This window comes from Caldalkalibacillus uzonensis (genome assembly GCF_030814135.1).
Taxonomy (GTDB): Bacteria; Bacillota; Bacilli; order Caldalkalibacillales; family Caldalkalibacillaceae; genus Caldalkalibacillus; species Caldalkalibacillus uzonensis.
Window position 1 is genome coordinate 43948 of sequence record NZ_JAUSUQ010000008.1, and the last position, 13602, is coordinate 57549.

At 49.3% G+C, this 13602-nt stretch carries 16 protein-coding genes; 14 read left to right on the forward strand and 2 right to left on the reverse strand.

Translation table 11 applies throughout. The features are described from left to right. Nucleotides 1-76: 76 nt before the first annotated feature. From safA to yajC, 12 genes are all read left to right on the forward strand, one after another. Nucleotides 77-1081, forward strand: a complete 1005-nt coding sequence (gene safA / locus J2S00_RS11290) for a SafA/ExsA family spore coat assembly protein (protein ID WP_307339590.1) — start codon at nucleotides 77-79, stop codon at nucleotides 1079-1081. A gap of 62 nt (nucleotides 1082-1143) precedes the next feature. Further along, nucleotides 1144-2166 carry a protein kinase family protein gene (locus tag J2S00_RS11295; RefSeq protein WP_307339593.1) on the forward strand — a complete coding sequence of 341 codons (1023 nt, stop codon included), beginning with the start codon at nucleotides 1144-1146 and terminating at the stop codon, nucleotides 2164-2166. Nucleotides 2167-2199: 33 nt separating this feature from the next. After that, nucleotides 2200-2943, forward strand: coding sequence for an NAD(+) synthase (gene nadE, locus J2S00_RS11300; protein ID WP_307339990.1), 744 nt, complete (start codon nucleotides 2200-2202; stop codon nucleotides 2941-2943). 111 nt (nucleotides 2944-3054) lie between these two features. Further along, nucleotides 3055-3795, forward strand: a complete 741-nt coding sequence (locus tag J2S00_RS11305; protein WP_307339595.1) for a YhcN/YlaJ family sporulation lipoprotein — start codon at nucleotides 3055-3057, stop codon at nucleotides 3793-3795. Between the two features lie 122 nt (nucleotides 3796-3917). Continuing rightward, complete coding sequence (locus J2S00_RS11310) at nucleotides 3918-4643, forward strand: YebC/PmpR family DNA-binding transcriptional regulator (protein WP_307339598.1); 726 nt, start codon at nucleotides 3918-3920, stop codon at nucleotides 4641-4643. A 79-nt stretch (nucleotides 4644-4722) separates the two neighbouring features. Beyond that, a complete protein-coding gene (locus tag J2S00_RS11315) occupies nucleotides 4723-5097 on the forward strand; it encodes a BofC C-terminal domain-containing protein (RefSeq protein ID WP_307339601.1) in 375 nt (124 codons plus the stop codon). Nucleotides 5098-5194: 97 nt separating this feature from the next. Then, entirely contained in the window at nucleotides 5195-5701 is a 507-nt protein-coding gene (ruvC, locus tag J2S00_RS11320; RefSeq protein WP_307339604.1) for a crossover junction endodeoxyribonuclease RuvC, read from the forward strand. Further along, nucleotides 5698-6342: a Holliday junction branch migration protein RuvA gene (ruvA, locus tag J2S00_RS11325; RefSeq protein ID WP_307339606.1), complete on the forward strand. Its 645-nt coding sequence runs from the start codon at nucleotides 5698-5700 to the stop codon at nucleotides 6340-6342. The genes ruvC and ruvA overlap by 4 nt, the downstream gene beginning before the upstream one ends. Nucleotides 6343-6366: 24 nt before the next feature. Further along, nucleotides 6367-7368 (forward strand): Holliday junction branch migration DNA helicase RuvB, encoded by a 1002-nt coding sequence (gene ruvB / locus J2S00_RS11330; RefSeq protein WP_307339608.1) that lies wholly within the window; start codon nucleotides 6367-6369, stop codon nucleotides 7366-7368. Between the two features lie 10 nt (nucleotides 7369-7378). Then, nucleotides 7379-8407, forward strand: coding sequence for a tRNA preQ1(34) S-adenosylmethionine ribosyltransferase-isomerase QueA (gene queA / locus J2S00_RS11335; protein WP_307339611.1), 1029 nt, complete (start codon nucleotides 7379-7381; stop codon nucleotides 8405-8407). Nucleotides 8408-8476: 69 nt separating this feature from the next. Beyond that, on the forward strand, nucleotides 8477-9613 hold the full coding sequence (tgt, locus tag J2S00_RS11340; RefSeq protein ID WP_307339615.1) for a tRNA guanosine(34) transglycosylase Tgt: 1137 nt from the start codon (nucleotides 8477-8479) through the stop codon (nucleotides 9611-9613). 119 nt (nucleotides 9614-9732) lie between these two features. Further along, entirely contained in the window at nucleotides 9733-10002 is a 270-nt protein-coding gene (yajC, locus tag J2S00_RS11345) for a preprotein translocase subunit YajC (protein WP_307339618.1), read from the forward strand. A 100-nt stretch (nucleotides 10003-10102) separates the two neighbouring features. Here the strand turns inward: yajC and J2S00_RS11350 are convergent, their stop codons facing one another. Beyond that, nucleotides 10103-10480 (reverse strand): TIGR04086 family membrane protein, encoded by a 378-nt coding sequence (locus J2S00_RS11350; RefSeq protein ID WP_307339621.1) that lies wholly within the window; start codon nucleotides 10478-10480, stop codon nucleotides 10103-10105. Between the two features lie 164 nt (nucleotides 10481-10644). Between J2S00_RS11350 and J2S00_RS11355 the strand changes: the two genes are divergently transcribed. Further along, on the forward strand, nucleotides 10645-11337 hold the full coding sequence (locus J2S00_RS11355) for a DUF421 domain-containing protein (protein ID WP_307339624.1): 693 nt from the start codon (nucleotides 10645-10647) through the stop codon (nucleotides 11335-11337). 28 nt (nucleotides 11338-11365) lie between these two features. Here the strand turns inward: J2S00_RS11355 and spoVB are convergent, their stop codons facing one another. Further along, nucleotides 11366-12955, reverse strand: coding sequence for a stage V sporulation protein B (gene spoVB / locus J2S00_RS11360; RefSeq protein ID WP_307339626.1), 1590 nt, complete (start codon nucleotides 12953-12955; stop codon nucleotides 11366-11368). Between the two features lie 102 nt (nucleotides 12956-13057). Between spoVB and J2S00_RS11365 the strand changes: the two genes are divergently transcribed. Then, nucleotides 13058-13564 carry a COG2426 family protein gene (locus tag J2S00_RS11365; protein ID WP_307339629.1) on the forward strand — a complete coding sequence of 169 codons (507 nt, stop codon included), beginning with the start codon at nucleotides 13058-13060 and terminating at the stop codon, nucleotides 13562-13564. Nucleotides 13565-13602: the final 38 nt, after the last annotated feature.

Below are 13602 nucleotides of genomic sequence, written 5' to 3' on the forward strand. Positions count from 1 at the left end.
TGGAAAAAATAATGAGCAAACCGCCTACTTATGCATAAGATGTAGAGACTGAGTTTTAGAGGAGGGGTAAGTGCTCGTGAAAATTCATATTGTGCAAAAAGGGGATACGTTGTGGAAGTTGGCCGAAAAGTATGGGGTGGACTTTGAAAAGCTAAAGCAGGTCAACACCCATTTAGCTGATCCGGATCAACTGATGCCTGGTATGAAAGTAAAAATACCCGTTGGACCGGTGCCAGCCAAGAAGAAACCGCCCAAGGATGAGGTGGCACCCCATCCGCCGGTCAAAGAAAAGCCGAAGGTGGTGCCTAAGCCGGAAGTAAAGCCCAAAGTTGAAGTACCCATACCTGAACCGAAGGTGGAAGTGCCTCCAAAAAAGGATGATCACGAATTACTGAAAGCCTTGATTAAGAAAGCAGCACCTTATGTCTTAAAAAAGTTATTGCAGGAAGAAAAGCCGGAAGTGATTAATCAGATTAAAATTGAACTTGATATGGCTCACTTTAATCAGCTGCAGCAGACCCACTTTAACCAGTTGCACCAGATTCAGCAACAACCGCTTTCCCTTTATCACCAGCCCATGCACATGGTTCATTATCCCCCGGTTCATCCTGTGGCCATCCCGCCCAAGGCAGAGCCTAAGAAACCCATGCCCACACCACCGAAAAAAGTGCCGGTTGAAGAAGTCAAACCGAAGCCGGTCAAACCGAAGCCAAAAGTCAAACCGGAAGTCTTGCCACCTCCGGCTCCAAAACATGAGGCATTCTATCCATGTCCACCCTTCTCGCCGTACTTACCGTCAACAATGCATATGCCGCCCAAATGGCCCCACTGCGGACCAGCTTACCATTATCCGTCAATGCCCTATGGAATGCCTCAGGCCCCAATGCCTCACATGCCTTATGACATGCATGGCCCAGGGACTTACATGCCCCAGCATATGACTCCCGCTGGATATCAAGCTGCTCCCTACGGGCAGTTCGCCGCATCTGACCAGCCCATGCACAGAGGGGGCAGCCTGGATCAGCAGACGGGGCAAAAACGGGAGCAGGGCGGAGAGGGACAAGGAGATTACACGTATTGAAGAGAAGCATTTTTTGCTTCTCTTTTTAATATGATGAATAATAAGCTTAGGGAGGGTGGAGCATGAACGACACGGAGATCAAGAGTTTCAAACAATCCTTTTTTGAGGGATATGGAAAAACGATCAAGAAACTGGATGTGATTCGCCCTCACCGTGTGTATGTGGCCCTCACCGACTCAGATTGTTTTGTTGTTAAATTTCTTAAGGATGCAGACACTTTAAACTGGCAGGGTAAATGTATTCAGCAATTGTTGGGAAAGGAGACAAAGGGTGTTGTCCCTTTTCTTTATAATAAATATCATTCCGTTGTGAATACATTTGACGGACAGGTTTACGGTGTAATGCCCTATATTCCGGGCAAGACCATCAATCTTAATCAATCCTCTCACATTGAAAACAGTCTGAAGTTGCTCGCTCATGTTCACCGGCAGGGCGGGGGCATTTTTGGACAGCAGCCAGCCGTCCCCTTCCACTCCAAAACTTATGTCAAGTGGCGTGATCGGTTTCTCCAATTTAAGCGTTCTGTCCGGGACGCAGCGTACCAGGATGAACCATATGGGGGGGTGAAGAGTTTGGCCCACCTGATCAACTGTCTGGCCGATGAGGCCCTGGACTGGGCTGAACGGGTTCTGGATGCCTTTCCGCAAGCCTATATGCTGTACTTGGAGGAACAGGCCCAATGGGAGCGGCAAATTGCCCATCAAGATATGGCCCCCCACAATTTTCTGGTGATTGATGACCAGTTTTTTTATATGATTGATTATGACCGGATGTCCTATGCGCCTCCGTTTTTAGACCTGATTCATTTTATAAGTATGGTGCTGCCGTATGTCCGCTGGGAGTATGCTGCGCTTGGACACCTGCTTGGGCACTATGAACAATACTTTCCTCTGGAACAGGAACAAAAGCGTTATCTTCCCCTGTTGCTCATATTCCCCCAAGATGTATTCCGAGAATGGCTTGGGGTTTGGCGGCGGGAACCAGGTTACCATCCCGGGCAGGTGCTTCATTATTTTAAGGAGCTGGAACACAACTGGGACCGACGCAGAACATTTGTCCAACATTGTCTGGCTGTGCTAAAATGAGAAAAAACGAGAGCAAAAGGGGTATTATTAATGATGGACAAAAAAATTCAATTTACCGTGGAGTGGTTAAAGGCACTGGCCACAAATGCAGGTGCGAACGGCCTCTTGGTGGGGGTAAGCGGCGGCGTTGACTCTGCTCTCACCGCTTTTTTGATTAAAAAAGCTTTTCCTGATCATTCGCTAGGGGTGATATTACCCTGTGACAGCCATCCTCAAGACCGGGAAGATGCATTAAGTGTGGTGAAAGCAGCCAATCTTAAACATGTAGAAATCGACCTGACGCCTACTTTTCAGACCCTGTCACAAACCGTTCAGTGTCAGCTGGAGAATCTAGGTGAGTGGAATAAGGAACAGGAGCGCTTAAGCCTGGCTAATTTGAAAGCCCGTTTGCGCATGAGCACTTTGTATCTTTTGGCCCAGAACTACAATTATCTGGTTGTGGGGACGGATAATGCGGCCGAATGGCACCTGGGCTACTTTACCAAATATGGTGACGGTGGTGTGGACTGTGTACCGCTGGCCAACTTAACCAAAGGGGAAGTGCGGCGCTGGGCTGCCCATGTAGGGGTACCGGAGCGTGTGATCAATAAAGCCCCCAGTGCAGGCTTGTGGTCAGGTCAGACCGATGAGGAAGAAATGGGTACCACCTATGATATGGTGGACCGTTACTTGGAAGGCAAGGATATTCCTGAGAAAGATCGCCTGATCATTGAGCGTCTGCATAGGCGCTCCGAACATAAACGGCATATGCCACCCAAACCACCCGTGTTCAGATGACGCTTGTTACCATTAAAAAATATATAGTAGCATTTCGTAAAAGAGGTTAATCTTAACGGGACTAAAAGCATCTCCTGCTCCCCATGATAAAGGGTGAAGGAGGTGTTTTGAATGAAAAAATTAGCTTTAGGCTTAACCATGGCCTTTACCATTTCAGCAGCTGTGGCCTGCGCACCAGCCGACGACACGGCTTATGAAGGATACCGTGCTCCAGACCGTCAAGAAGTGAGGCAAGATGTTCGCGGCTTTGATGCCAACCGGCAAGATATGTGGGGCGGTTTTACCCGTAACCGACAATTTGGCCGCTATGATGATACTGGCATGAGAGGATTGAGACAGTATCATCGCTATGGTGAGCGCGGCATGTTTGAGCGGTATGGCGATCCTATGGGGCCACGTGACCGTACCCTTGGCTATGATTGGATGAGGGGAGATCTCAGGCTGAGGGACGGTGAGAATGCAGGTGGGATTGGTGGGCAAACCGGGATAGGAAGGACCGATCAATTTGCTCAGCCTGATATGCGCTTAGCACAGCGTCTGACTGACCGTTGTCAAAATATTCCGGGTGTGCGCAATGCGGAAGTCATCGTGTATGAAGATGACGTCATTGTTGGTGTGCAGCCTGAACAAGGTCAAAATGAAGAAGAGCTTGAGTCCCGGGTTGAGTCTGCTTTAAGGGATCAGGTCAGAGGTAAAGAGATCACTTGCATCACCGATCGTGACCAATTTAACCGTTTGGGTGAAATTAATCGCGGTCTGCGTGATGGACAGCCTATTGGCAACTTTGCCCGCGATCTTGGTGACATGATTCAAGATGTCGGGCGTGCTGTCACTGAACCTTTCAGACGATAACCTCCTTACCCAATCATGTAACTTGTAATGAGCAGGTGCTGTTGGCCTGCTCTTTTTTTTTCAATGTTCCTGTGCTAAACTGTATACGTCATAATGAACAGTTGTTATACGGAGGGAAAGTAATGGCTGGACATTCGAAATGGAAAAATATACAGCATCGCAAAGAAAGACAGGATGCCAAACGGGCTAAAATTTTTACCAAAATATCAAAAGAGATTTTTGCAGCGGTGAAAAGCGGGGGAGCGGATCCTGAGCAGAACACCCGCTTGCGCATGGCTTTGCAGAAGGCCAAACAAGCCAACATGCCCAGCGACAACATTCAGCGCACCATCAAAAAAGCGACAGGTGATGTTGAAGGGGTAACCTATGAGGAAATCGTGTATGAAGGCTACGGTCCTCATGGTGTAGCCATTATGGTGGATGTGTTGACGGACAACCGTAACCGCTCTGCAGCAGAAGTGCGCCATTTGTTCAGCAAATACGGCGGCAACCTGGGAGAAAGCGGGTGCGTCGCTTATTTGTTCGAGCGCAAAGGATTGCTTGAAATTAATAAACAGGAGTTACCACTGGAGGAAGATGAGCTCATGCTGGTGGCCATTGAGGCTGGTGCGGAAGATTTACGGGTAGAAGAAGACCGGTATGAAGTGGTGACGACCCCGAGTGATTATGAAACGGTCAAGGAGACCTTGGAGAAGGAAAACATTCCGCTGGCTGAGGCCCAGGTCACGATGCTGCCTGCCACAACCGTTCAGCTCGATGATGAGCAAAAAGAACAAGTGCTGAAGCTCATTGATGCTTTGGAAGACAATGATGATGTGCAAAACGTCTACACCAATGTAGACTGGTAGCCCGGCCGCTGGCAGATGTATACCCCTTGGGCAAGCTGGAGATAATGAGAAAAAACCAGTAGACAAAGGGGTTTTTTCAATGTCCATCTGGAGAAAATTAAAGAAATTGTTACGCAGCAGAAAAGGCCTTATTGCTCTTGCCACCATTCTCATTTGTTTGACGGTCTATGCCATGATGTTTACTGGGGCGGATGAAGAAAGCCGGGAAGTGATGTCTTATGAACAGGGACAGCTCTTTTTCGGCTTGTCCAAAGAAGGCGTGTTAACCCTGTACCAAGGTCCTCCGGAAGATAACCAGGTGATTGAGACCTTTTTTCGCATTGATACCGACTTGTTGAAATCAGAACTTCCCGAAGAGAAACTTCGGCAATTAAAAACCGGTATCCGGATTAATAATGCTGAGGATTATGAAACGGTCATTGCCACCTTTAAACCGTTTGCTGCAGAGTATTAGGGCTCTGTAGCTTTTTTGCTTGGTCAAAATATGGTACAATACTGAACATGCATGGAATATATGTTCGTTGAGAGACAGGGATAGGGGAGGAAGCGGATTGATTATTTTAGGAATTGACCCGGGGATTGCCATCGTGGGTTTTGCGGTTGTGCAAAAAGACGGCAGACGGCTTAAACCGCTGCAGTATGGCACACTGACAACCAAGCCGGACTTAACGACACCGGCCCGCCTGAGACAGATTTACCGCGGCATGACCACCCTCCTTAGTGAATACAAACCGGACGTGCTGGCCATTGAAAAGCTGTTTTTTAACCGCAATGTGACCACAGCATTTACAGTGGGACAGGCCAGGGGCGTGATGCTGTTGGCCGCTGAAGAGGCCGGTGTGCCGGTTGTGGAATACACGCCCCTGCAGGTCAAACAGGCCGTGGTGGGCTATGGGGTGGCCGAAAAGCGGCAGGTACAGGAAATGGTTAAAATGTTACTGGGGCTCAGTGAACGCCCTAAGCCTGATGATGCCGCTGATGCCTTGGCTGTGGCGATCTGCCATGCCCACTCAGTCCAGCTGGAGGGTCAACTGCTGCGGAAGGGGCTGAGGGGATGATCGACTATATTAAAGGCAAGTTGACTCATGTTGATCTTCGCTATGTGGTGGTGGAAACAGGGGGCATTGGTTATCAGGTGATTACTGGCAACCCCTTTCAATTTCGGCGGCAGGAAGGGGAAGAGGTGCTGATCTATACATACCAATATGTTCGTGAGGATGTGCTTGCCCTGTACGGTTTCGGGACACGAGGGGAGCGCACGCTGTTTGCCAAACTGTTGGGTGTGTCCGGGGTGGGTCCTAAGGCGGCGCTGGCCATTGTGGCAGCAGCGAGTCCGGCTCAAATTATTCTGGCCATTCAAAACGAAGATTTGTCCTTTTTAACCAAATTCCCGGGGATTGGCAAAAAAACGGCCCAGCGCATGATTGTGGATCTCAAAGATAAAGTGAATGAACTTGCTGAGGGCGGGAATATAGGAGGAGATGCCCTCCACAACGCCCACCAAGTGACCGCAGGACATGGGCCGGGAGAAGAAGCAGGCGAGAACATGGTCTTGCAGGAAGCACTGGCTGCCTTGGAGGCCTTGGGTTACGGAGAAAAGGAAGTGAAACGGATTCTTCCCGAATTGAAACAGCACATTCAATCCGGTGCAACCACGGAAGCGGTGATCAAGCTGGGCTTGAAATTGCTCATGCGTTAGATTAAGGAATGGGAGTTGGATGGGATGGAAGAGCGGATCATAACCTCCCACATGACTGAACATGACCACGAAGTCGAATTTAGTTTGCGTCCCCGGTATTTGCAAGAATACATCGGCCAGGCGCAAGTGAAGGAAAATTTAAAGGTGTTTATTGAAGCGGCCAAAATGCGCCAAGAAGCTTTGGATCACGTGCTGTTGTATGGGCCGCCTGGCTTGGGCAAAACAACACTGTGTCATATCATTGCCAACGAGTTAGGTGTGAAGCTGTATACCACATCAGGCCCAGCTATTGAGCGGGCCGGTGATTTGGCCGCGATTTTAACCAATCTGGAGCAAGGGGATGTGCTGTTTATTGATGAGATACACCGCTTGCACCGCAGTGTGGAAGAGGTTTTATACCCGGCCATGGAAGATTATTGCCTGGACATCATGATTGGCAAGGGACCCAGCGCCCGTTCGGTCAGACTTGATCTGCCGCCGTTTACTCTGGTGGGGGCCACCACAAGGGCTGGGCAACTCTCCTCTCCGCTCAGGGATCGTTTTGGCGTGGTCAGCCGCCTGCAATATTATACGGTTGAGGAATTAAGCTTGATTATTACCCGCGCCGCTGATTTGTTGCAGGTGGAGATCCGCGGAGAAGCAGCGGTGGAAATTGCCCGCCGTTCCCGGGGCACACCGCGTATTGCCAACCGTTTGTTAAAACGGGTGCGTGATTTTGCCCAGGTGATAGGTGATGGAATGATCACGGAAGAGGTCACCCATGCAGCACTGGAAAAATTGCAGGTAGATGCCTATGGTTTGGATCATATTGACCATCAGTACCTGCAAGCCATTATCCGCCATTTTAGAGGGGGACCGGTAGGCGTGGAAACCATTGCGGCCATGATTGGTGAAGAAGTAGACACGATAGAAGATGTGTATGAACCTTATCTGATGCAAATTGGTTTCTTGCAGCGCACCCCGCGGGGACGGATGGTGACCCCCCGCGCTTATGAGCACTTTCAGCTTGATCCCCCTGAACGATAGGAGTATGACGATGAGAGTGGATGAATTTGATTTTGAACTGCCTGAAGAATTAATCGCTCAACAACCATTGGCGGACCGTTCCAGCTCCCGGCTGCTCCACCTGGACAAGCAAAGCGGTGCTGTCTCTCACCGCCGCTTTGTTGATATCGTCCACCTTTTAAAGGCCGGGGATGTGTTGGTTCTGAACGATACCAAGGTGTTGCCTGCCCGGCTGTTTGGGGTGAAGGAAAACACCGGGGCCAAAGTGGAGGTCCTTTTGCTCAAACAGTTGGAAGGGGATACTTGGGAAACACTGGTCAAACCGGCCAAACGGGTTAAGCCCGGAGTCACTTTAAATTTCGGTGACGGACGGCTACGGGCAACATGCACAGGCAGCACAGATGCAGGAGGCCGTGTTTTGCACTTTGCCTACGCAGGCATCTTTCAGGAATTATTGGCTGAACTGGGCCAGATGCCCTTGCCCCCTTACATTAAAGCGCAATTGGATGATCCTGACCGCTACCAGACGGTGTATGCCCGCCATGAAGGCTCGGCAGCCGCACCTACTGCCGGCTTGCATTTTACCCCTGCCATTTTGCAGGCGTTAAAAGCTAAAGGGGTGATGCTCAGTTACATTACCTTGCATGTTGGTTTGGGCACCTTCCGTCCTGTTCAGGTGGACGAGGTCGAAGAGCATAAAATGCATGCCGAATTTTTTCAGATGTCGGCCCGCACGGCACAGATGCTGAATCAAGCCCAGCATGAGGGACGGCGCATTATCGCTGTCGGCACCACTTCTGTGCGCACCCTGGAAACGGTCGCCCGGGATTACCAGGGAGAATTCAGGGCTTGTTCAGGCTGGACCGATATTTTTATCTATCCCGGTTTTCGCTTTCAAGCCATTAGCGGCATGCTGACCAACTTCCATCTGCCCAAATCCACTTTGATTATGCTGGTCAGTGCCTTTGCTGGCAATGAGACCATCATGCGGGCCTACAGGGAGGCCGTACAGGAACGCTATCGTTTTTTCAGCTTTGGAGACGCCATGCTGATCGTGTAGCATGCTGCTAATTGTGCAGAATGGACCACAGCGGCGCAGGTTTAGGACGCCGTGGAGCAGGAGGAAAACATGGCAGTAACATATGAACTGATTAAGACTTGTAAACAAAGCGGTGCACGTCTGGGACGCCTCTACACTCCGCACGGCACCATTGAAACCCCGGTGTTTATGCCGGTCGGGACTTTGGCCACGGTAAAAACCATGAGTCCTGAAGAGTTGAAAGAAATGAATGCCCAGATTATCCTCAGCAATACTTATCATTTGTATCTGCGTCCGGGGGAGGACATTGTGCAGGAAGCAGGGGGCTTGCATGCCTTTATGAACTGGGACAGGCCCATCTTGACCGACAGCGGCGGATTTCAGGTGTTCAGCCTGAGCAACTTGCGGCAGATTGAAGAAGAGGGCGTACATTTTCGCAATCACATCAGTGGGGAAAAACTGTTTATCTCGCCGGAAAAAGCGACACAGATTCAAAATGCGTTAGGGGCGGATATTATTATGGCTTTTGATGAGTGTGCCCCCTACCCGGCCGGACGGGAGTATGTCAAAGCTTCCCTGGAGAGGACTACCCGCTGGGCGGAACGCTGTCTCAAGGCCCATCAGCGTCCTGATGATCAAGCTTTGTTCGGGATTGTGCAAGGTGGCATGTATGCGGATTTGCGGGCCCAAAGTGTCAAAGAGATCACTTCTCTTGATTTTCCAGGGTATGCGGTGGGGGGTTTAAGCGTTGGGGAACCCAAAGAGGTGATGAACAAAGTACTGGAAGAAACCACACCCCTCTTGCCAGCTGGCAAACCCCGTTATCTGATGGGGGTTGGTTCACCTGATGCTTTGATCGATGGGGTGATCCGCGGTATCGACATGTTTGATTGTGTGTTGCCCACACGCATCGCCCGCAACGGGACAACGATGACCAGTCAGGGACGCCTGGTAGTGCGCAATGCCCAATATGCCCGAGATTTCCGGCCCCTGGACCCACAATGTGATTGCTACACTTGCAAAAACTATACCCGGGCCTATATCCGTCACCTGATCAAGTGCAATGAAACGTTTGGCTTCCGGCTGACCACATATCATAATCTTTACTTTTTACTGCAATTGATGGAAAATATTAAACAGGCGATCCGTAATGATTCTTTATTGGATTTCCGGGAACAGTTCTTTGAACAGTATGGGCTTAACCAGCCTGGAGCCCGTCCCTTTTAATTGCATACTTGTCCCTCAGGTGGCATAAATATTTTACGGGCAAGGGTTGTCAGGCCTGTCACGTTTTTATACAATTAAGAGCATAGCCAACCACTCATTGGAGAAGGAGTGAATGATCAATGGAAGAATTGATGGGCTTTCTGTTGCCCTTAGCTTTAATGTTTGCCATTTTTTACTTTTTGCTGATCCGTCCTCAGCAGAAACGTCAGCGGGAACGCAACCAGATGCTGGCCAATTTGCAAAAGGGAGACAAGGTGATCACGATTGGCGGATTGCACGGCACTATTGTGGATCTGACAGAGGAAAAAGTGACTTTGAAAGTGGCCGACAATGTGCGTTTAACATTTGAACGGAGTGCGGTCAATGCTGTTGTCAACGATAACAACTAATCGGGTACATAGCTGAACTGAAAAACCCTCACCTCCAAGTACGAACTTGGCAGGAGAGGGTTTTTTGGGCAGAAGGAAGCGAAAAATTTCTGCTTCTCTTTTACCTTCTTTGTGGACTAAGATTGACGCCGATGATGCCTCCCAACATGGCAATCAGTAAAAATCCGCTGTACAGCATTAAGGTATACAGACTGACAGACGCATCGTAGCCCAGGAAGGAAAACAGCCAGGATAGCACAATAAAACCGAGTCCTGTCAGTCCTCCAAAATACCAGCCTTTACGCCCCGATTGATACCCTGCAATCAGTCCGCCAATCAGCACGGTGATTAAGGTGGTTGGCAGCAAAAACCATTGCAGTGAAGTTTCCGGGACAGAGGTGAAATGCAGCACAAGGGAGAAAATAAGGCTGAGACTGAGCAGGATCATAATGATAAACAACAGTCCCATTAGAACAGGCCGCAGAGAAAGTTTCCCCATACAAACGCCTCCTTTCTGTGCGTTACACCTGAATAGGCTTTGGTACAAGATATTCACCTGTCCCACAATTTAGCACAGTAAAATTGATTCAAGGGTGGAAAAATAACAGTTAGAAAATAAACGGCGTAATTCAAAACCAATGCCGTCAGCGGGAGGGCATTTTCATGGATTTGTTGGCACTGGCGCTGCGCACCCTGTTTGTCTATTTTTTCATCCTGCTGATCATGCGCATTATGGGGAAAAGAGAAATCGGCAAGCTGTCTATTTTTGACCTGGTGGTCTCCATTATGATTGCGGAGTTGGCTGTCCTGGCTGTTGAACGACTGGATGTTCCCTTGTTTATCAGCCTGATTCCCATTGTTGTTCTGTTTTTAACCCAGATCACCTTGTCTTACATCTCCTTAAAATCAAAAACCATCCGCCAAATCGTAGACGGCAAACCTTCAGTACTAGTGGAGAATGGCCAAATACGGGAAGAAGAGATGAAAAAGCAAAGGTATAACTTGAATGATTTGCTCATGCAGCTGCGTGAAAACAATATTCAATCCTTAAGCCAGGTGGAGTTTGCCATTCTGGAGCCTTCCGGAAAATTAACGGTGATCCCCCGCGAAGAAGATAAATATGTCACCAAAAAAGACCTCCATTTGCCAGTCAGAAAAGTGGAGCGGCCGCTCATTCTGATTGAAGATGGAGAAGTAAATCATGATAACCTGCTCAAGATTGGACGCACTCTGCTATGGTTAAAACAAGAGATCAAAAAGCGAACGGGTACCTCCGCCCTCAAAGACATCTCCTTCTGCAGCTTGGATACGGACGGTGTGTTGTACATCGATTTAAAAGATAAGCCTAAGCCTTAGCCTTAGCTTTGATTCAGAAGCGCAGCCCTTATCGTTTGGGAAAGAAAGGGGCGATATGTGGGCCAATGAGGGGAATACGCTCAATATCCTGGCGTCCGATCACCTTCATAACGAGCAAGGACAGAAAATAGATCCCTCCTGCAAAGAACAGGGTCAGCACCAGCGCCCATGACAATGACAGGTTAAGCTCAGACTGCAGTGACTCAAGACAATATAAGCCTCCCACAGCCATCACAGCCATGGCGATTCCCACTTTGAGTACGTCCTGAAAGTGGATGGAAAAACCCTTGATGACCTTAACCACGGAGAAAAAGTGAAGCAGCGTGACCAGACAGACGTTAATATTGATGGCTAATGCAGCACCATAAATACCCAGACTGGGACGGGAAGCCAGGATCACGATGGCCATCATCTTAATCATGGCACCGTATAAGGTGTTCATCATTGCTGTCTTAGCCATATCCAATCCCTGCAGCGTAGCCTGCAGGGGGCTCTGGAAATACAACAGCAGAAAGAAGGGGGCCAAAAGTTTCAAAAAAGTCCCTGCTTCGGGTGTGCCATATACCACTGTTGTTAACGGTTCGGCAAAAAAGATCATCACCACCGTACTGGGAGCGCCGCAAATCAGGGCGATGCGCAGGGCCTGGTACAGGCGGCGGTGAATCAGAGCATGATGATGGGTTGCCTGAGCCTCACTGATAGCAGGAACCAGGGAGACAGACAGCGAATAGGTGATAAACATGGGCAACATGACCAGAGGAATCGCATACCCGGACAATAGTCCGTACTGTGCGGTGGCCACGGCCGTGGCCACCCCCGCTGCTGCCAAACTTTGGGCCACCAAGATGGGTTCCAAGGTCCAAGATACTGAACCGATCAGCCCGCTGCCTGTGGCCGGCAAACCAATGCGCAATAAATCATGCAATGTCTCCTTTCCTTTCTGCAACTGGGTAAAAAATCCTTGACGAATGCGAAATGTTTTTTTTCTTTTTCCATATTTAAAAGTGGTTAACAAATAAAACAAGGCTGCGGCTTCCCCGATCACGACGCTAATCATGGCCCCTGCTGCGGCAAATTCAAGTCCGAGAGGCAGAAGCAAGGTAGCCAGAAAAACGACCAGACTGATGCGCACCACCTGTTCGATCACTTGGGCGTAAGCAGAGGGGCGCATGTTTTGTTTACCTTGAAAATACCCTTTGATAACAGATGAGATGGCCACAATGGGGATAATGGGCGTTATGGCCATCAATGGCCAATAAGCCCGTTCATCTGTTAAAAACCAGGCGGAGATCACTTTGGCTCCCAGAAGAGTTAACACGGTACAGATGATGCTTAATACTGCAGTGATAGACAAAGAGACAACCAGGATGCGTTTGACGCGAATGCGGTCTCCCTGGGCTTCAGCTTCGGCGACCAGTTTGGAGATGGCCACGGGCAGCCCCAGGCGGGTGAGGGTAATCACCAGGATTAATATAGGCACCGCCATCATATACAAGCCAACACCCTCGGGCCCGAGAATGCGGGCCATCACAATTCTGTTGACAAACCCTAGTATTTTGGTGATAAAACCTGCTAGAATGAGAATGACAGCCCCTTGAATAAAAGATTGTTTGCTCATTCCTGTGGTCCCTTCTTTCACAAAACTCTTGTCCTCTTTTAAAACTATCTATATGCTAGAAGGGACTAGGAGCATGACCAAAAGAATGTAAAGGGGATTGACATGAGTGAATTGAAAGAGCAATTAATCATTTTTATCACCAACACTTTGAATGCACTGCCAGCAGAAGTGATTGTCGTCATCATCAGCACTTTTCCCATTTTGGAGCTAAGGGGCGGACTGCCTTGGGCCTTGTTAGAATATGGGATGCCCTTTTGGAAAGCTTACTGGCTTAGTGTGGTGGGCAACATGTTGCCAGTGATTCCTTTACTGCTCCTGTTTCGCCCACTCAGTGATGTTCTGATGCGCTTTAAATGGTACGCCCGCTTTTATGACTGGTTGTACAACCGTACCATGCGCAAAAGCGAAAAGGTGCAGCGTTATGGGGCGCTGGGACTGATCCTGTTTACAGCGGTTCCTTTTCCGACCACCGGGGCCTGGACTGCTTGCGTGGCGGCCAGCTTGTTTAATATCCGCTTAAGCTACGCCTTTAGCGCCATATTGGCGGGTGTGTTGATTGCCGGCCTGCTTGTGGGGGCTGCTTTTGGACTGATCACCTTTTCGCTGTAAATATCGGCTATAAACACCTTAAAAGGAGGCGTGGGCAC